The sequence below is a fragment of the Lysinibacillus sp. NPDC048646 genome (genome assembly GCF_050272295.1).
Lineage (GTDB): Bacteria > Bacillota > Bacilli > Bacillales_A > Planococcaceae > Lysinibacillus.
On sequence record NZ_JBNNLZ010000013.1, the window covers coordinates 10600 to 30540 of the forward strand.

Annotated in this window: 14 protein-coding genes and 1 riboswitch; all 14 genes read left to right on the top strand. The window is 40.5% G+C overall.

The window, feature by feature from the left end; all coding sequences use genetic code 11:
- On the top strand, positions 1-182 hold a 182-nt coding region (locus ACQKII_RS14505), incomplete at its 5' end, for a hypothetical protein (protein WP_427460373.1).
- A 142-nt stretch (positions 183-324) separates the two neighbouring features.
- A riboswitch (cobalamin riboswitch) is annotated at positions 325-507 on the top strand.
- 231 nt (positions 508-738) lie between these two features.
- Complete coding sequence (locus tag ACQKII_RS14510) at positions 739-1701, top strand: ABC transporter substrate-binding protein (RefSeq protein ID WP_427460375.1); 963 nt, start codon at positions 739-741, stop codon at positions 1699-1701.
- A 5-nt stretch (positions 1702-1706) separates the two neighbouring features.
- Positions 1707-2699, top strand: coding sequence for a FecCD family ABC transporter permease (locus ACQKII_RS14515; RefSeq protein WP_427460541.1), 993 nt, complete (start codon positions 1707-1709; stop codon positions 2697-2699).
- Positions 2696-4162: an adenosylcobinamide amidohydrolase gene (locus ACQKII_RS14520; RefSeq protein WP_427460377.1), complete on the top strand. Its 1467-nt coding sequence runs from the start codon at positions 2696-2698 to the stop codon at positions 4160-4162. The genes ACQKII_RS14515 and ACQKII_RS14520 overlap by 4 nt, the downstream gene beginning before the upstream one ends.
- Positions 4163-4167: 5 nt before the next feature.
- On the top strand, positions 4168-4731 hold the full coding sequence (locus ACQKII_RS14525; protein ID WP_427460379.1) for a cob(I)yrinic acid a,c-diamide adenosyltransferase: 564 nt from the start codon (positions 4168-4170) through the stop codon (positions 4729-4731).
- A gap of 253 nt (positions 4732-4984) precedes the next feature.
- On the top strand, positions 4985-7201 hold the full coding sequence (locus ACQKII_RS14530) for a heterodisulfide reductase-related iron-sulfur binding cluster (RefSeq protein ID WP_427460381.1): 2217 nt from the start codon (positions 4985-4987) through the stop codon (positions 7199-7201).
- Between the two features lie 231 nt (positions 7202-7432).
- The gene (locus ACQKII_RS14535) at positions 7433-8638 is read left to right on the top strand and encodes an acetyl-CoA C-acetyltransferase (RefSeq protein ID WP_427460383.1); all 1206 of its coding nucleotides are present in this window, start codon (positions 7433-7435) and stop codon (positions 8636-8638) included.
- A complete protein-coding gene (locus ACQKII_RS14540) occupies positions 8638-9489 on the top strand; it encodes a 3-hydroxybutyryl-CoA dehydrogenase (RefSeq protein WP_427460543.1) in 852 nt (283 codons plus the stop codon). Before ACQKII_RS14535 ends, ACQKII_RS14540 begins: the two co-directional genes overlap by 1 nt.
- 69 nt (positions 9490-9558) lie before the next feature.
- Positions 9559-10692: an acyl-CoA dehydrogenase gene (locus ACQKII_RS14545; RefSeq protein WP_427460385.1), complete on the top strand. Its 1134-nt coding sequence runs from the start codon at positions 9559-9561 to the stop codon at positions 10690-10692.
- A 122-nt stretch (positions 10693-10814) separates the two neighbouring features.
- The gene (locus ACQKII_RS14550) at positions 10815-11951 is read left to right on the top strand and encodes an acyl-CoA dehydrogenase (protein WP_427460387.1); all 1137 of its coding nucleotides are present in this window, start codon (positions 10815-10817) and stop codon (positions 11949-11951) included.
- A 3-nt stretch (positions 11952-11954) separates the two neighbouring features.
- Positions 11955-12587, top strand: a complete 633-nt coding sequence (locus tag ACQKII_RS14555) for a TetR/AcrR family transcriptional regulator (RefSeq protein ID WP_427460389.1) — start codon at positions 11955-11957, stop codon at positions 12585-12587.
- 200 nt (positions 12588-12787) lie between these two features.
- The gene (gene icmF / locus ACQKII_RS14560) at positions 12788-16036 is read left to right on the top strand and encodes a fused isobutyryl-CoA mutase/GTPase IcmF (protein WP_427460391.1); all 3249 of its coding nucleotides are present in this window, start codon (positions 12788-12790) and stop codon (positions 16034-16036) included.
- 778 nt (positions 16037-16814) lie between these two features.
- Positions 16815-17339 (top strand): DNA-directed RNA polymerase subunit delta, encoded by a 525-nt coding sequence (rpoE, locus tag ACQKII_RS14565; RefSeq protein WP_427460393.1) that lies wholly within the window; start codon positions 16815-16817, stop codon positions 17337-17339.
- A 643-nt stretch (positions 17340-17982) separates the two neighbouring features.
- A complete protein-coding gene (locus ACQKII_RS14570) occupies positions 17983-19575 on the top strand; it encodes a CTP synthase (RefSeq protein ID WP_427460395.1) in 1593 nt (530 codons plus the stop codon).
- Positions 19576-19941 lie beyond the last annotated feature (366 nt).

Genomic DNA, 19941 nt, shown 5'->3' on the forward strand with positions numbered 1-19941 from the left:
TGTGCGAAAGCGAAGCGACAGCAACAGGTGTTTTATGTGCGAAAGCGAAGCGACAGCAACAGGTGTTTTATGTGCGAAAGCGAAGCGACAGCAACAGGTGTTTTATGTGCGAAAGCGAAGCGACAGCAACAGATGTTTTATGTGCGACAGCGACAGCAACAGCAACAGCAACAGGGTGTTGATCACAAAGGCGTGTGCTACTGTGGCTACGTTGCACTCCTGCTTTCGTCGTAGATACGATTCTCTAGAGTCTACGCTGATTTTTACTTTTTGCACAACCTTCATTTTTATCGTTATACCATTTTATTTTCATGTATAATGAAATCAATTGAATATTATAAAGGTTCTTTACTAAAGTAAAGTGAAAAGGGAAATCGGTGTAATTCCGACGCGGTCCCGCCACTGTAAGTGTGAGTTTTTCCAATCTACGCCACTGAAAATTTTTCGGGAAGGCATGAAAAAACAAATTGCACGAGCCAGGAGACCTGCCTTTATAGAGCAACACGTTACAGCCTACGAGGATAGGGTGGTGGATTTTGCGTATGTATTTATGTGCAAACATGCCCCTCATCTTTTGTGATGAGGGGTGTTTTCAGTTTTATAAGGTTTCTTGATATATTAAAAGATTGTGGGCGATGGATGCTCAAAGTTGGGCGATGAGATACGAAAGTGTATCGATAAATCAAGAAAACAGAGCGATAAAATGCGCACAGGCAGGTTAACTAGGGAGGATTCACAGTGAAAAAGTATTGGAAAATAGGATTGTCAGCATTGCTAGCAATTGGTTTGCTCGCGGCATGTAATGGAGAGGAAACAAAAAATGACAAGCTTGCATCAGAGCAACAGGCAACTCCGCAAGTAGATGAGGCAACATTCCCGATTACGATGACAGATGTTACTGGCAAGGATATTACATTAGAAGCACCACCAGAGAGAATTATTTCACTGATACCAAGTAATACGGAAATTTTGTTTGGACTTGGCTTAAATGATGAAATCGTTGGAGTGAATGATTATGATGATTATCCAACAGAAGCGGCTAATAAAGAAAAAGTAGGCAGTACAGAATTTAATATTGAACAAATTATTGCGCTTACACCGGATATCGTATTTGCACATGAATCTGGTATTGCGTCTTTGGACGGAGCATTAGAGCAATTAGAAGCTGCTGGTGTGAAGGTATATGTTGTCGCAAATGCAGATGACTTTAATGAAACATATACAACAATTGAGCAGCTAGGACATGCAACAGGGAAATTATCAGAAGCTAAAAAAATGATTGTAAACATGAAAGCAAAAGTTAAGGCGGTTGAGACAAAACTTGAAGACGTAAAACCGAAAAAGGTTTTTGTAGAAACGTCGGATGAACCATTAATTTATACCCCTGGTAAGAATACATTTATGCAGGAAATGCTTGATTTGATTCACGCAGAAAATATCGCGGCTGATACGAACGGCTGGTTTATTATCAATGCGGAACAAATCATAGAAAAAAATCCAGATGTCATTGTGGTGACGTATAATTATGAACCAAATATTTTAACAAAAATTCCTCAACGTGCAGGCTTTGATACCATCAATGCAGTAAAAAATGAAGCAATTGTGCAAGTAGATGAAAATATGACGAGTCGTCAGGGACCGCGCTTAGCAGATGGTCTTGAAGAATTAGCGAAAGCCATCTATCCAGAGGTTTTCGAGTGAGTAGAATAGTATTAGCTTATGGAACAGCGATAACGCTTCTAATCATTAGCATCTGGTGTGGCGTTTCAATAGGCTCAGTTCATATTCCACTAGAAGTATTATGGAATAAGGCGGCTGATGAAACAGCTGCTAATATTTTGTGGAAAATTCGCATGCCACGTGTCATGTTGGCAGGACTCGTTGGGGCATCCCTTGCGATTGCGGGGGCAGCCTTCCAAGGTCTATTAAAAAATCCTCTAGCTGATCCATATACACTGGGTGTTTCTTCTGGCGCATCTGTAGGGGCAGTTATGACATTGTTTTTTGGTATTTCTATTCCAGTTGTAGGTCTATATACATTGCCAATATTTAGTATGATTGGTGCGGTGTTAACCATGGTAGCTGTTATGACTTTTGCAAGGGTAGTAGACCGTTCATTGAAAATGGAAACACTCATTTTAACTGGCGTTATTTTTAGTTCATTTTTAGGTTCTCTTATTTCGTTAATGATCGCTTTAACTGGTGAGGAGTTACGACAAATTATCGGTTGGCTGCTTGGTTCGGTATCAATGCGTGGATGGCCATATGTGCAAATGATTGCACCGTTTGTTGTGATTGGCTCGACGATGTTATGGACGCAAAGAAGAGAGTTAAATGTTCTATTATATGGAGAAGAGCGCGCAAAACATTTAGGTGTCAATGTAAAACGTAGTAAATATCTGATTTTGACAGGAGGTTCAATGCTGACTGGTGCAGCAGTTGCAGTTTCTGGAACAATTGGGTTTGTTGGTCTAGTTGTACCGCATATGACACGAATGATTTGGGGCTCAGATCACCGTCATTTACTGCCGTTATCTTTTTTAAATGGAGCAACCTTGCTGATTATATGTGATTTGGTGGCACGGACGATTATCATGCCGCGTGAGTTGCCGATTGGCGTTATTACCGCATTTATCGGCGCACCTGTTTTTTCGTATATTTTCTATAAGCAACGAAGAAGTAAGGGGGTACGCGTATGATTATCGTTGAACATTTATCAGGCGGTTATGAAGACATACCGATTGTTAAAGATGTGAGCTTTACAGTTGAAAAGGGGAAAATACTCGGCATTTTAGGACCAAATGGTAGTGGCAAATCGACATTGCTGAAGGTAATCAGTGGGATTCTACCAGCAACTTCAGGCACTATTCAGTTAGACGGGAAAGATATAAAATCATATAATGCCCGTACATTAGCGAAGAAGATGGCGGTACTACCACAACTACATGCCAATGCATTTTCAAATACAGTGCGTGAGGCAGTATCACTTGGGCGTTATCCCCATCAAACAGGATTCTTTTCCAGCTGGTCAGAGGTGGATGAGCGTGCTGTTCAATATGCGATGGCGCAAACAGGCGTCACACGATATGAGTATACACCGATGGAAATTTTATCGGGGGGTGAGCAACAGCGTGTATTTGTAGCACAGGCTTTAGCACAAACAGCGGAAATACTACTCCTAGATGAGCCGACGAATCACTTAGATATTGCCCATCAACGCCAAATTTTAGATATGGTACGAAAAGAAGCACTAGAATGTGGCTTAACGGTTATTATGGTATTGCATGATATGAATTTAGCCTCGCTCTATTGTGATGAATTATTGTTAATGGAAAGTGGATGTATGCGAGCATTTGGTGCGCCGCATGAAGTATTGATTGCCTCACAAATTGAGGAAGTGTATCAAGCGAAAGTTGCGACTTACGCACACCCAGAAATTCCAAAGCCTCAAATTACAATGATGCCAGCAGCTAGTGAGCGTCTGCAACGAGCTGTTATCGTCAAAGAAAATTTCAAGGTAACAACAGATTATATTCAACTGAAATCAAACATTCCTTTAAAAACAGTCTCCTCCGCTGTACATAATCCGGGTATCGGGTGGTATGACTGTCTATTAAATCGTTCTGTTGCTGGTGATTATGTCATTAAAGATGTGAAGCACGAGGTCGCAGAGTTTTTACAAAGGGAACACTTTTCATTGACAAGTACAGTGGTAATGTTAACAGCTGTTTCAACAGAGCTCGTTGCACTGAATGAATATAAAACTTCCTTTGGTAGCGTGTTTGTCGTCGTAACTGCAGGTGTTGGAAAAGCTGTTGATGTGTCACGTACGCATGAAAGGCATGATAAACCATATATTGGTACTATTAACACATGGGTTGTGATTAATGGGTGCTTATCGGAAGAGGCGTTCTTCCAAGCGATGATGACTGCGAATGAGGCGAAAACAAAGGCATTACAGTCAGAAAATATTCGTGATGAACGAACAGATACGATTGCCACAGGTACCGCAACAGATAGTCTATTAATTGCCGCTACTCAAAAGGGTGAGGAAATGTCATATGGTGGTCCAATTACAGATGTAGGAAAGATTATTGGTAAAGGTGTTTTTGAAACGACGGTGCAGGCAATTCAAAATTATAAAATTAAGCATAGGAGCTGAGTTGAATGAAACTTTACACAAAAACAGGCGATACAGGTAAAACAAGTCTTATAGGTGGACGTGTCGACAAAGATAGCTTACGTGTGGAAACATATGGCGCTATTGATGAATTAAATTCATTTATCGGGAAGGCTGTCAGTGAATTAGATCGTGAATTATTCAAAGACATTTTAGTTGATTTAGAAACGATTCAGCATGAACTTTTCGATGCAGGCGGTGATCTAGCAAATGTCATGAAGGAACGCCATTATAAACTTGCAGAAGAACCGATTGAAGTATTGGAAGCGCGTATTGATGCATTGTCCGATGAAGCGCCTCCGTTAGAACGCTTTATTTTGCCAGGTGGTGCACCAGCAGCAGCAACGTTACACATTGCGCGGACAATTGCACGTCGGGCAGAGCGTCAAATGGTAACGTTGATGAAAGCAATTCCAGATGTACCAACAATTGTACAAAAATATTTAAATCGCTTATCGGATTATTTATTTGCCGCTGCACGTGTTGTTAATGCACGTTTAAACGTAGCGGACATTGAATATATTCGTAGCGGCAAAGTTTTTAAAAAATAGATTTTTCGTGACAACCGCCAACAAATATCTGCTGAATAAAGTTTAAGAGCCACTTTGAAAATTTCAGGGTGGCTTTTTTTCTTATAAAGTGTAAGAATATAAAATTATCAGAAATATTTCCGATTTGTGTTGACTGAATGCTCACTCATTTATTAGAATATGAATATAGTAACATAATTGCGTACTTTTACGCATGAGCTAGCAAATTTGACACGAAGAGAGAAATTACGACAAGCTAAGGGGGGGACCAACCATGAATCCATTACTAATTGCAAACATTGTCTTAACAGTCGTGGTTGTGCTTTACGCAGTAGGATTATTCTTCTATCTGTTAAAAACACGCTACAAGTTTGTACAACTGGGGAAAAAGGTTGAGTTTGATGAAAGTGTTCAAGAACGTGTACGTTATTTAATGGTCAATGTATTTGGTCAAAATAAGCTATTAAAGGATCCAAAAAGTGGACTCATTCACGTTATGTTCTTTTATGGCTTCTTGATGGTACAGTTAGGTGCCATTGATTTAATTTGGAAGGGATTAGCACCAAATTCCCATTTACCACTAGGGATTTTCTATGGTGTATTCACATTCTTCCAAGAGTTAGTAGTGTTAATGATTTTAGTAGCGGTAGTGTGGGCATTTTACCGTCGATACGTTGAAAAGCTAGTGCGTCTAAAACGCGGTTGGAAAAATGGTCTAGTATTAATTTTCATTGGCGGATTAATGGTATCAACATTACTTGCAAACGGTATGGGCTTAATCTGGCATGGGGAAGGCTTAACTTATACTGAACCTGTAGCATCTGGAATCGCTGCGATTTTTGGCTTCTTACCAGCATCTGTAGCAGTAGGTATTTTCTATGTCATGTGGTGGGCACATTTATTGATTCTATTAACATTCCTAATTTATGTACCACAATCGAAGCACTTCCACTTAATCGTTAGTCCACTTAATGTGTACATGAATCGTTTGGATCGTACGGGGACGTTAACACCAATTGACTTCGAGGCGCTTGAAGAAGCAGGTGAAAATGCGGAAAGTGAAGATGATATTCCAGCAATAGGGGTAGGACGAATTCAGGACTTTACGCAAAAGCAGATGCTCGATTTATATTCTTGTGTAGAATGTGGTCGTTGTACAAATATGTGTCCGGCAACAGGAACAGGAAAGATGCTGTCTCCGATGGACTTAATCATCAAGCTTCGTGATCATTTAACATTTACAGGTGCGGTTGTCACAAAACAAAAACCATGGGTACCTTATCAATTCTTTGCCAATACACAGGGCAATCAGCTAGCAATAGCAGCTGGTGCTGAGGGCGCAAACATTGAAGATATTTATAGCCCGTCGTTAATAGGCGAGGTGATTACGGAAGAAGAGATTTGGGCATGTACGACTTGCCGTAACTGTGAAGACCAATGTCCAGTAATGAATGAGCATGTCGATAAAATTATTGACCTACGTCGTTATCTAACGATGACTGAAGGTAAAGTAAATCCAGATGCACAGCGCGCGATGACAAACATCGAACGTCAGGGCAATCCTTGGGGACTAAACCGTAAAGAAAAAGAAAACTGGCGTGATCTTGATCCAACTGTCAATATTCCAACAGTGAAAGAATTGAAAAAATCAGGCGAGGAAATGGAGTATCTATTCTGGGTAGGCTCTATGGGTGCATTTGATAATCGTTCACAAAAAATTGCGTTAGCCTTCTGTCGTCTCTTAAATGAGGCTGGCGTGAAGTTTGCGATTTTAGGAAATAAAGAAAAAAATTCAGGAGATACACCGCGTCGTCTAGGAAATGAGTTTTTATTCCAAGAGCTAGCGACAGCGAATATTGATGAATTTGAGAAAAATGATGTGAAGAAAATTGTTACGATTGACCCGCATGCATACAATATCTTCAAAAATGAATACCAAGATTTCGGCTGGAAGGGTGAAGTCTATCATCATACAGAGCTACTCAATCAATTGATTGAAGAAAATCGTCTCGCTATGAATTACGAAGTTGATGAGACAATTGTCTTCCACGATTCTTGCTATTTAGGTCGTTATAATGATGTATATGACGCACCGCGTGAAATTCTTCGAGGTATTCCAGGCGTTAAGCTTGTAGAAATGGAACGTAATCGTGAGACAGCGATGTGCTGTGGCGCAGGTGGCGGTTTAATGTGGATGGAAGAGCATGTTGGAAATCGTATAAACGTGGCAAGAACAGAGCAAGCTTTAGCAACAAATGCATCAGTGATTTCTTCTGGATGTCCATATTGCTTAACGATGCTCGAGGATGGTACAAAGGCAAAAGAGGTTGAAGATACAATTAGTACATTCGACGTTGCAGAATTATTAGAGCGTTCTGTATTCGGTGAAAAAGTGAAAGTTGTTGAAGCAGCAATAGAAGAAGCGACGGAAGAGTTGCTTGAAGAAGTAGTAGCTTCCGTTGATTTTATCGAAAAAGATGAGAAACAATAACTAAACGAAGAAAAAAGATAATTGTTGTAGAGATATTTTTGTTATCTGAAAAATATAAATTGCACAATAATTAATTGTTTTGTAGAATAAGATTAAATGGAAATGGGAGTCCTTAACAAACTCCCATTTTTCATCGAGAAGAGTCGAGCGAGCGTTCAGTCAACTAAGGTGTTTTTGAAAGGGAACTATCGATTCCTTCATCGAGTACGTAAAACAAAAGGGGTGTTTTACTTGAATAGAGCAGTAATTTTAGCAGGAGCTAGAACGGCATTTGGTAAATTTGGTGGATCACTATCCACACTCAATGCAAGTGATCTGGGGGCAATCGCAGTTAAAGGAGCACTTGAGAAAGCGAATATTGTGCCAACTGAAGTGGATGAAGTGATTTTAGGCACAGTTTTACAAGGTGGTCAGGGACAAATTCCATCAAGACAGGCAGCGCTAAAAGCAAATTTACCAACTGCGGTGAAAACAGAAACGATTAATAAAGTTTGTGCGTCGGGGATGCGCGCAGTAACATTAGCAGATCAGCTGATTCGTTTAGGGGACGAAGAAGTCATTGTTGCCGGCGGTATGGAGTCTATGTCAAATGCACCGTACTATCTAATGAATGGTCGTACAGGGTTACGCATGGGCGATTCTACAATGATAGACGGTATGGTGTATGACGGTTTAACATGTGCCTTCGATAAAGCAAGACCGCATATGGGTAGTTATGGTAATGCGACAGCGACTACGTTCTCGTTAAGTCGTGAGGAACAAGATGCCTGGTCTGTACGCAGTCATGAACGTGCACTTATGGCAATTGAAAAAGGTTACTTCGCAGAGGAAATCGTACCTGTGGAAATACCACAGCGTAAAGGTGAACCACTCTTAGTGAATACCGACGAGGCACCAAGAGCTGGTACATCAATGGAAGCGCTTGCTAAGCTAAAGCCTGCCTTTGATAAGGATGGTACGATTACAGCAGGTAATGCACCTGGAGTGAACGATGGCGCATGTGCACTTGTAGTAATGAATGAGGAACGTGCAGCGCGTGAAGGTAGACAACCACTTGCCATTATCATCGGCCATGAGGAGCTCGCGATTGAGCCAGAAAACTTCCCGCAAACACCGGGGTTAGTTATCAATAAACTACTTAAAAAAACAGAGAAAACAATAGCAGACATTGATCTGATCGAAATTAATGAAGCTTTTGCTGCTGTAGCGCTTGTCAGCAATCAACTTGCGGAACTCGATGCGGAGAAGGTCAATGTCAACGGTGGTGCAGTTGCGTTAGGTCATCCAATCGGTGCTTCCGGAGCACGCATTATTTTAACACTCGCACATGAATTAAAACGCCGAGGTGGCGGTATTGGCATTGCTGCCATTTGCTCTGGGGGAGGGCAAGGCGATGCCATCATGATTGAAGTACCAAAAACAGGGGGACATGAATGATGGGAATTCAAAAGGTAATGGTCATAGGTGCTGGTCAAATGGGCTCAGGTATTGCACAGGTCTGTGCCCAAGCGGGCTATGAGGTCAAACTTAATGACATGAAGCAAGAATTTTTTGAGCGTGGATGCGGTGTTATTACAAAAAATTTAACACGTGATGTGGAAAAAGGTCGTAAGACAGAGGATGAAAAAGCGGCAATTCTTGCTCGTATTACTATGTCACTAGATTTACAGGATGCGAGTGATGTAGATATTATTATCGAGGCGGCTGTTGAAAACATGGAAGTGAAGCAATCCATCTTTCTGCAATTAGACAAGATTGCACCGGCACATGCCATTTTAGCAACGAATACATCATCTTTACCGATTACTGAAATAGCAGCAGTAACGAATCGTCCTGAGCAAGTGATTGGTATGCATTTTATGAACCCAGTACCTGTCATGAAGCTTGTGGAAATTATTAGAGGCTTAGCAACATCGGATGAGGTGTACAAAGCTGTTGAAGAAATGACCATAAAATTAGCAAAAACACCCGTGGAAGTAAATGACTTCCCAGGCTTTATTTCGAATCGTATCTTACTACCAATGATTAATGAGGCTATCTACGCATTATATGAAGGAGTTGCATCGAAAGAAGCAATTGATGATGTCATGAAGCTTGGGATGAATCATCCAATGGGGCCATTAACATTAGCGGACTTTATCGGTTTGGACACATGCTTGTCGATCATGGAAATTTTACATGAGGGATTAGGGGATAGTAAATACAGACCGTGTCCATTGTTACGCAAATATGTTGCAGCAGGATGGCTAGGTAAAAAATCAGGAAGAGGCTTTTACGTTTACGAATAATCCTATGGGGATGGGATGATTCAGCAAAAATGAAATGCTCCGTGCCAACATAGAGAGGTGACATTATAGATGCATTTACAATTTACAGACGAACAGATAATGATGCGTGATATGGTGCGAGATTTCGCGCAAGAAAAGATTGCACCGTGGGTAGATCGTATGGAAGTAGGGGAATTTCCGCGAGAGTTACTTGTGCAAATGGGTGAACTTGGTTTAATGGGTATTACAACGCCAGAAGAACTAGGTGGATCTGCGATGGATTTTACATCGTACATACTAGCCATAAATGAATTATCCAAAGTTAGTGCAGTGATGGGTGTTATTTTATCAGTGCATACATCAGTTGGTACAAACCCAATAATTTACTTTGGGGATGATGAGCAAAAGCAGCGTTATGTACCGAAATTAGCTTCTGGAGAATATTTAGGAGCATTTTGCTTAACGGAGCCCAGCGCGGGTTCAGATGCTGGTTCATTGCAATCGAAAGCGGTACGTGATGGTGATGAATATGTTATCAACGGATCAAAAGTATTTATTACAAATGGTGGCGAAGCAGATGTCTATATCGTTTTTGCATCTACCAATCCAGCCGAGAAGACGCGCGGAATTTCAGCGTTTATTGTCGAAAAAGGAACGCCTGGCTTAGTAATAGGTAAGGATGAGCACAAAATGGGTTTACATGGCTCCCGTACAGTGCAACTTACATTCGATAACTGTCGCATACCAGCGACAAATCTCCTTGGTGAAGAAGGAGAAGGCTTTAAAATTGCGATGGCAAATTTAGATGTTGGTCGTATTGGAATTGCAGCTCAAGCCTTAGGTATTGCTGAGGCAGCGCTTGAAGCTGCAACAGCTTATGCGAAACAACGTGTTCAATTTGGTAAACCAATTTCAGCACAGCAAGGGGTTGGCTTCAAGCTTGCGGACATGGCGACTGCGGTAGAAGCAGCAAAGTTGCTCGTCTATCGTGCAGCTGATTTACGTGCCAAAGGTTTACCTTGCGGAGCAGAGGCCTCGATGGCTAAACTCTTTGCTTCTCGTACGGCAGTGCAAACAGCAATTGAAGCTGTGCAAATTTTCGGTGGTTATGGCTACACAGAGGATTACCCAGTAGAGCGTTATTTCCGTGATGCCAAAGTGACTGAAATCTATGAAGGCACAAGTGAAATTCAAAAGCTAGTCATTAGTAAACATTTAATTTGATTCAGTAGAAATTTCCATCTCAATAAGTGAAGCGATTAGTTTTAGTTCCATTCGCATTCAAAGACATACGGAATCAAATGACGTCAAAGCGAAATTCATTCATATAAAAGGGGAAATGGACAATGAACTTTCAATTAACAGAAGAGCACGAACAATTACGTGAAATGATTCGCGATTTTGCTATTAACGAAGTAGCACCAACAGCAGCAGAGCGCGATGAAAATGAAGAGTTTGATCGTACAATTTTCGATAAAATGGCTGAACTAGGATTAACAGGTATTCCTTGGCCAGAAGAATATGGTGGTGCAGGTTTTGACTATCTTGCCTATGTAATTGCTGTAGAAGAACTATCGCGTGTATGTGCATCAACAGGGGTAACATTATCTGCACACACTTCACTTGCAGGATGGCCGCTATATAAATTCGGTACGGAAGAACAAAAACAAAAGTATCTTCGTCCAATGGCAGAAGGCAAACATATTGGTGCATACGGCTTAACAGAGCCAGGCGCAGGTTCAGATGCAGGCGGTATGAAAACATATGCCAAACGTGACGGTGATGATTATATTTTAAATGGATCTAAAATATTCATCACAAACGGTGGTGTAGCAGATACATATATCGTATTTGCTGTAACAGACCCAGAAGCAAAAAATAGCACATCTGCATTTATTGTTGAAGCAGGCTATAAGGGCTTCTCGGTAGGTAAAAAAGAGAAAAAATTAGGAATTCGTTCATCACCAACGACTGAAATTATTTTTGACAACTGTCGTGTGCCAAAAGAAAACTTACTTGGTACAGAAGGGGAAGGCTTTAAAATTGCGATGACTACACTAGATGGAGGTCGTAACGGTATTGCTGCTCAAGCTGTAGGGATTGCTCAAGGTGCATTAGATGCAGCGGTAGACTATGCAAAAGAGCGTGTACAATTTGGTAAGCCAATTACTGCAAACCAAGGCGTATCCTTCAAACTAGCGGATATGGCAACACAAATTGAAGCATCAAGATTACTTACATACCAAGCTGCTTGGTTAGAGACTAATAGTCTACCTTATGGTAAGGCATCGGCAATGGCAAAATTAATGGCTGGCGACACAGCTATGAGTGTAACGACTGAGGCGGTTCAGGTTTTCGGTGGCTACGGTTATACAAAGGATTATCCAGTGGAGCGTTTCATGCGTGATGCGAAAATTACACAAATTTATGAAGGTACGCAGGAGATTCAACGTCTGGTTATTTCGCGTATGTTGACAAAGTAATTTATGACAGAAAAAAGTACAAGGCCCCAAGTTCAGTCAACTGTGAAAGATGAAAATCTGATTGCCATTCGTCGAGAGCAAATGATTCAAGGTGCTATTAAATTATTTAAAGAAAAAGGTTTTCATCGTGCCACGACGAGAGAAATTGCAAAAGCAGCGGGTTTTAGTATCGGTACATTGTATGAATACATTCGTACGAAAGAAGATGTACTGTACCTTGTATGTGACAGTATATATCATCATGCAATGGAGCGGCTTTCAAGTTTCGAAATCAAGGCAGGTACGATAGAAGAGTTAAGAGCAATGATTCGTGAGTATTTCTTTCAAATCGATAGTATGGTCGATGAACTGACGATTATGTATCAAGAAACGAAATCATTGTCGAGGGAAGCGCAGCGTTATGTCTTCAGTAAGGAATTCGAAATGGTGGCTACTTTTGAGCGATTATTAAAACGCTGTGTAGAATCAGGTGAAATTTCAATGACTGATAAGCAGATTCATTTGGCTGCGAATAGCTTAGTCGTTCAAGGTCAAAGCTGGGCGTTCCGTAAATGGGCGCTTCATCGTCAACATACACTTGGCGAGTATATTGAGATACAGACTACTTTATTCATTTCAGGCATTAAGGGGTTCTAATAAGTTTAAGGGGTAATCGGTAATTGCATAGCTGTACATTGCAATTACCGATTTTTACTTGAGGTAGTATGAGGGTGCGCTTATATGTTGCGTATAGAGGAGAGGGTAACTCACAAAAAAACGCAACTTCTCCTAGATAGGTTCTAGGCGACTCATACACTCAAGGAAGATTTACTAAGGGGAGAAAGTGGGGATTTCATATGACAAAGGTAGAAGTATACCGTCCAAAAAATCACGTGCGTTTTGTAACAGCATCCAGTCTTTTTGATGGACATGATGCTTCAGTCAATATTATGCGACGTATTTTGCAATCTAGTGGTGTAGAAGTAATCCATTTAGGACATAACCGCTCTGTTGAGGAAGTCGTGAATGCTGCCATTCAAGAGGATGCGCAAGGCATTGCTGTATCTTCGTATCAAGGCGGACATATGGAGTACTTTAAATATATGTATGATTTACTGCGTGAAAAAGGAGCGCCGCATATTAATATTTATGGCGGCGGTGGTGGTGTTATTTTACCACGTGAAATTAAAGAGTTGCATTCGTACGGTATTTCTGGGATTTTCTCGCCAGAAGATGGGCGAGTGCTTGGCCTACAAGGGATGATCAACGAGCAAATTAAAGGCACGGATTTCTCAACTGCAACAGGAGACTATCAAGAAAAGCTAGATGTCTTAACAACCGAAACACCAGAATTGCTGGCGAATTTAATTACTGCGGCAGAATCGAATGACGATGAAGAAACGAAAGCCATGTTAGAGGAAGCATGCAAACGTTCGAAAGGTACGCCAATTTTAGGGATTACAGGAACTGGTGGTGCAGGAAAATCATCCTTAACGGATGAGCTGATCCGCCGCTTCCTGAAGGAATTCCCAGATAAATGTGTAGCTATTCTTTCAGTAGACCCGACAAAGCAAAAAACAGGTGGGGCCTTGCTTGGGGATCGCATTCGTATGAATGCCATTTTCAATAATCGTGTCTACATGCGAAGCCTGGCAACTCGAGGATCACGTACAGAATTGACTGCTTCTATAGGCGATGTCTTAGATGTTGTGCGTGTTGCAGGCTATGATTTAATCATCGTTGAAACGAGCGGGATTGGTCAGGGTGATGCGGAAATTACAAAGTACACTGATCTATCCATGTATGTGATGACAAGTGAGTTTGGGGCTCCAACACAGCTTGAAAAGATTGACATGATTGATTTTGCGGATGTTATTGCTATCAATAAATTTGAACGCAAAGGTTCAGAAGATGCGCTACGTCAAGTACAAAAGCAACTTCAACGTTCTCGTGAGCTTTGGGATGAACCGATTGCTAGCATGCCTGTATACGGCACAATTGCCAGTCAATTTAATGATAAGGGGACAAATGCCTTATTTGCGGTGTTAGTAAACATTATTAATAATAAAACAGGTAGCAATTGGGAAACAAGCTATGAACAATTTGCTAAAACGCAAAAGCAAGATGTCATCATTCCAAATGACCGTCGTTATTATTTACGCGAAATTACCGACACAGTGCGAGGTTATCATAAAAAAACAGAGCAACAGGTAGCATTTGCACGCCGTTTATTCCAACTCGAGGGAGCCATTGCTACAGTCAAAGAAAAAGCGCCGGATGACGCACTAGTGGCATCACTTACCTCTTTGGCGGAAGGTATCCGTGATGAATTAACAGCTGAGTCCAAGCGTATTCTAGATAGTTGGCAGACTTTAAAAGAAGCGTATGCTGGAGACGAATTTGTGACCAAAGTTCGCGATAAAGAAATTCGTACGATTTTAACGACAACAAGTCTTTCAGGTACAAAAATTCCGAAGGTTGTACTGCCAAAGTTCGTTGATTATGGTGAAATTTTACGCTGGGTGTATAGAGAAAATGTACCTGGTGAATTCCCTTACACAGCGGGAGTGTTCCAGTTTAAGCGTGAAGGTGAAGATCCGAAGCGACAATTTGCTGGCGAGGGCACGCCAGAACGTACTAATAAACGCTTCCACTATTTATCGAAAGACGATGATGCAAAGCGTTTATCTACTGCCTTTGATTCAGTGACATTATACGGCGAAGATCCTGATTATCGTCCAGATATTTACGGTAAGGTCGGAGAGTCAGGAGTGTCAATTTGTACGTTAGAAGATATGAAGAAGCTCTATGCAGGCTTTAACCTCTGTGCGCCATCGACTTCAGTATCTATGACCATTAATGGACCTGCTCCAATTATTTTGGCGATGTTTATGAATACAGCAATTGATCAGCAAGTGAAGCTGCGTGAGGAAGAATTAGGTCGTACTTTGACAGTTGAAGAATTCACGGAGACACGTGAAAAAACATTACAGGTCGTACGTGGGACAGTGCAAGCAGATATTTTAAAAGAAGACCAAGGGCAAAATACATGTATTTTCTCAACGGAATTTGCATTGCGCATGATGGGCGATATTCAGCAGTACTTTATCGACCAAAAAGTGCGAAATTACTATTCAGTATCTATCTCGGGTTATCACATTGCGGAAGCTGGAGCGAACCCAATCTCACAGCTAGCATTTACACTAGCTAATGGCTTTACGTATGTTGAATACTATTTAAGTCGTGGAATGAATATTGATGATTTTGCGCCAAATCTATCATTCTTCTTCTCGAATGGGCTAGATCCAGAATATACAGTGATTGGTCGTGTTGCTCGTCGTATTTGGGCAGTTGTTATGCGTGATAAATACGGTGCGAATGAGCGTGCGCAAAAGCTGAAATACCATGTGCAAACATCTGGTCGAAGTTTGCACGCACAGGAAATTGACTTTAATGATATTCGAACAACATTGCAAGCACTAATGGCACTACAAGATAACTGTAATTCACTCCATACAAATGCGTACGATGAAGCGATTACGACACCAACAGAAGAATCGGTACGTCGTGCAATGGCAATTCAAATGATCATTACGAAAGAGCATGGATTAGCGAAAAATGAAAACCCATTACAAGGTGCATTTATCGTTGAAGAATTAACAGATTTAATAGAAGAAGCTGTGTTAGAGGAATTTGATCGTATTAATGATCGCGGCGGTGTATTAGGTGCGATGGAAACGCAATATCAACGTGGCAAGATACAAGAAGAATCCATGCATTATGAAATGCTAAAACATTCAGGCGAGCTACCGATTATCGGTGTAAATACCTACTTAAATCCAAATCCACCTACAGATGATGCCATTGACAATATGGAAATTGCGCGTGCTTCAACGGAAGAAAAAGAAACACAAATACGTAATTTACAAACCTTCTGGCAGCAGCATGAAGGAAACTCAGAAGCGGCTATTGCTCGTTTACAAGAAGTCGCTGTGAACAACGGTAATATTTTTGAGGAGTTAATGGAAACCGTACAAGTAGCAAGCTTAGGACAAATTACAAAAGCATTATATGAAGTAGGTGGACAGTTCCGTCGCAATATGTAAAAAGTAAATATGCGTTATTGCTTTCTGTTTACAAATTATTCTATTTTGTGCGGAATGCTTCTGTAGTTTTAAGTGTCTAGTCTTTCGATTAGGCACTTCTTTTTATTTTCGCTATAATAGAAATCACAAAGGGGGCGCAGTAGAGGATGAAATCAGTTATTCACTACATTATCATTTTAGCTTTAGTGTTAGGAGTCATTTTCCTGTATAATAAGCAAATTGGCGCTATTCCTTTACTATTATTGTCTGTTTATTTGTTTTACTTTGGGTTTAAAATAATCCGTGATATAAAAAACAGTAATTGAAGCTAGCAAAGAGACTAAAACTTTGTATATAATGGGTATTATGCTTATGGTATGGAAAGTTACTTTTGTGCGGCCTTTTTTAGTTGCGCTCGGAAAAGCAATTTCGCCTTGGCGTAATTGCGTCCGGATTTTGAATTATGCTTAGGCCTGCACGATAAAGGTTAGTTCGCCGTCGCTCCTGCGGCTTCGCTTTCGGGCAGATAAATTGGCGCAGGATGCGACGAGGTTAAGCTAACATCTTAAATGAACTCTTTTCAAAATCTGCTGCTGTCACTGCGTTAGCGCTACGTTTTCGCGCACAAAACATCTGTGACATCCGCCAGAGGTTTTATTTTCATTCAGCTAGTGTTTGGAAAAACTACACTTGCATTCATCTCACTACTTATAGAGTTGAGCATGTTCTGCTGAATGTAGATAAAGCATCTTTTAATTTTAATACATCCGTATGTGATGAGGGAAAGGAAGTGCACGAATTGAATTTTCGTGAAATGACAAAGGAACAATTAGCGGAAGAATCGTTAATTAACTTAACTTATGCAATTTTAACTGAAAAACGTGCCTCAGTGTCATTTAATGACCTGCTAACAATTATTAAAGAGCTTACTGGTTTTAGTGATGCTGATATTAAATCACGCTTGCTACAATTTTACACTGACATGAATGTAGATGGCCGCTTCTTATACAACCAAGAATCTGGTTGGGGTTTACGAGAATGGTTTAAGGTTGAACAAATTGAAGAAGAAACAGCTCCATCTGTTAAAACTCATAAGAAAAAATCTAAGGCTACTCTAGATGAAGAAGATGAAATAGAAGAAGATTTAGATGAAGAAGATATCGACTTCGATGAAGATTATGAAGAATTTGTTGAAGAAGATACCGAGGAAGAAAAAGAAGAAGTTGAATTTGAGGATGAAGAAGAAATCGAAGAAATTGAAGAAATCGATGAAGACTTCATTGACGAAGACGATTTAGAGGAAGAAGAAGAGGAAGAAGTGTAATTTATTATTTACTCTTTGAATTTTCTTACTTTTGTGCAAGTAGTAAAAAATCTTGACTTCTTTCACGGTTCCGTTTAATCTTTTACTTGGGCTCCTTTAAAGAGGAGAAAGACCGTGTATGCAATACGCTCCCCCTGCAAACCTATGCAGGAGGGGCGTTTTTTTGTTTTTACCTTTTTCAGTTATTTCTTTAATGATTATAGGCGAAAGATGAATATAAATGTTGTTAACTATTCATTATGTATAATAATCGGTGACTGAATAAAGCTAAAGTCTCAGATGGATATCTTTAAATCTTGAATTGTATCATGTACTCTTTAAAATTTTAGGTGGCTATTCACCCCAGACGAATTTGATAAAGGAAAGTATAAAAAGAGATAGAAACGATTACAGCTTCGAATCGACTACATTTATTTTATGTAGGAATTCTCGGCTTTTCTTATTTTAAGGTATAGGCAAGTATAAATTTTCTAATCGATGTCAAGGCATTCGCGCTACGCGTCGGAGGTCGCTTTAAGCCCCCCAACGAAAGTGAAGCATTAGCGGCACATCTCTCCCTGTACCGTAATAGTTAGGTACAAAAGGGCGCGAATGCACTTTTCTTATTAGCAATTTCTAGAACAATATAAGGAGGAATTTTTTCATGACTAAGTATATTTTTGTAACAGGTGGGGTTGTGTCTTCGCTTGGTAAAGGGATTGTTGCAGCATCTTTAGGACGCTTACTTAAAAACCGTGGATTAGAAGTAACAATACAAAAGTTTGACCCATATATCAATATTGACCCAGGTACGATGAGTCCTTATCAACACGGTGAGGTATTTGTAACAGATGACGGCGCGGAAGCAGACTTAGACTTAGGTCACTACGAACGTTTCATCGACATTAATTTAGGGAAACACTCAACAGTAACTTCAGGTCGTGTCTATCAATCTGTTTTACAAAAAGAACGTCGTGGTGATTACAATGGTGGAACAGTACAAGTGATCCCTCATATTACGAATGAAATTAAAGACCGCATTCAACGTGCAGGCCGTGAAACAAATGCTGATGTTGTCATTACTGAAGTAGGGGGAACAGTTGGTGATATCGAGTCCCTACCATTCCTTGAAGCAATTCGCCAAATGAAAACGAATCTTGGCCATAATAATGTAATGTATGTTCACTGTACGCTTATTCCTTACATTAAGGCAGCGGGTGAATTAAAAACTAAACCGACACAGCACTCTGTAAAAGAATTGCGTTCTTTAGGCATCCAACCTAACATTATTGTTGTGCGTACAGAGCAAGAAGTACCTCAAGATATGAAAGAAAAATTAGCATTATTCTGTGACGTGCAACCACATGAAATTATTGAATCTCGTGATGCAGAACATTTATATGAAGTTCCTTTAAATCTTCATGCACAAGACATCGATGATATCGTACTTGATCATTTTGGTATTGAAGCGCCTGAAGCGGATATGGAAGAATGGCGTGATCTTGTAGCGAAAGTGAAGAGCTTGCCAAATAAAAGAAGAATCGCATTAGTTGGTAAGTATGTAGAACTACAAGATGCTTATATTTCTGTTGTCGAAGCATTAAAACATGCAGGCTATGCATTTAACTCAGATATCGATATCGACTGGATTAATGCAGAACATGTAGAAGCTGACAATGTAGCGACGCTATTAAAAGATGCTGATGCTATATTAGTACCTGGTGGCTTCGGTGATCGTGGAGTTGAAGGGAAAATTTTAGCAACGCAATATGCACGTGAAAATAATGTTCCGTTCTTAGGGATTTGCTTAGGGATGCAACTAGCAACTGTAGAATTTGCACGTAACGTACTTGGTTTACAAGGTGCTCACTCAACAGAGCTTGATGCAGCAACTCAGTATCCAATTATTGACTTCTTACCGGATCAAAACGATAACGTAGACATTGGTGGTACATTACGTTTAGGCTTGTATCCATGTAAATTAAAAAATGGCTCAAAGGCGAGTGTTGCCTATGGAAAAGAGCTTGTGTATGAACGTCACCGTCACCGTTACGAATTTAACAATGAATACCGTGAAGCGATGGAAGCGGCAGGTCTTGTCTTCTCAGGTACAAGCCCAGATGACAAATTAGTGGAGATTATCGAACTACCAGAAAACAATTTCTTCGTAGCTTGTCAATTCCACCCAGAACTTGTATCGCGTCCAAACAGACCACAACCATTATTCCGTGATTTCATTGGTGCAACATTTAAATAAAAAACACAAGGAGTTGTCTCAAAAATTATTTGAGGCAACTCCTTTCTTGTAAAGAGAAGTGCAATGTAGCGTCAACAGCAAAGGGGATGTCTCAAAAGTCCGTCAAACAATAAAAATCGTTTCCTATATGGTGGAAATCCGTTTCATTTTCCGCCGGCAAGGCACGAGCCGCATCAAGGTAACAGATGCTTTTTATGCGAAAGCGAAGCGACAGCAACAGGTGTTTTATGTGCGAAAGCGAAGCGTCAGCAACAGGATGTAGGTCACGAAGATGTCACAGGACGTGACGATTTTAGCCATTGTTCCACTTGACGCTTCCTGCTCCTGTCGCTACGTTTCACTCACGCTTTCGTCGTAAATATGATT

What these genes read in the sequence shown, in the direction of transcription:
- ACQKII_RS14570 (WP_427460395.1), top strand. Translation starts at nt 17,983, where the DNA reads ATGACTAAGTATATTTTTGTAACAGGTGGGGTTGTGTCTTCGCTTGGT.
- ACQKII_RS14550 (WP_427460387.1), top strand. Translation starts at nt 10,815, where the DNA reads ATGAACTTTCAATTAACAGAAGAGCACGAACAATTACGTGAAATGATT.
- icmF (WP_427460391.1), top strand. Translation starts at nt 12,788, where the DNA reads ATGACAAAGGTAGAAGTATACCGTCCAAAAAATCACGTGCGTTTTGTA.
- ACQKII_RS14525 (WP_427460379.1), top strand. Translation starts at nt 4,168, where the DNA reads ATGAAACTTTACACAAAAACAGGCGATACAGGTAAAACAAGTCTTATA.
- ACQKII_RS14540 (WP_427460543.1), top strand. Translation starts at nt 8,638, where the DNA reads ATGGGAATTCAAAAGGTAATGGTCATAGGTGCTGGTCAAATGGGCTCA.
- ACQKII_RS14555 (WP_427460389.1), top strand. Translation starts at nt 11,955, where the DNA reads ATGACAGAAAAAAGTACAAGGCCCCAAGTTCAGTCAACTGTGAAAGAT.
- ACQKII_RS14545 (WP_427460385.1), top strand. Translation starts at nt 9,559, where the DNA reads ATGCATTTACAATTTACAGACGAACAGATAATGATGCGTGATATGGTG.
- ACQKII_RS14520 (WP_427460377.1), top strand. Translation starts at nt 2,696, where the DNA reads ATGATTATCGTTGAACATTTATCAGGCGGTTATGAAGACATACCGATT.
- ACQKII_RS14530 (WP_427460381.1), top strand. Translation starts at nt 4,985, where the DNA reads ATGAATCCATTACTAATTGCAAACATTGTCTTAACAGTCGTGGTTGTG.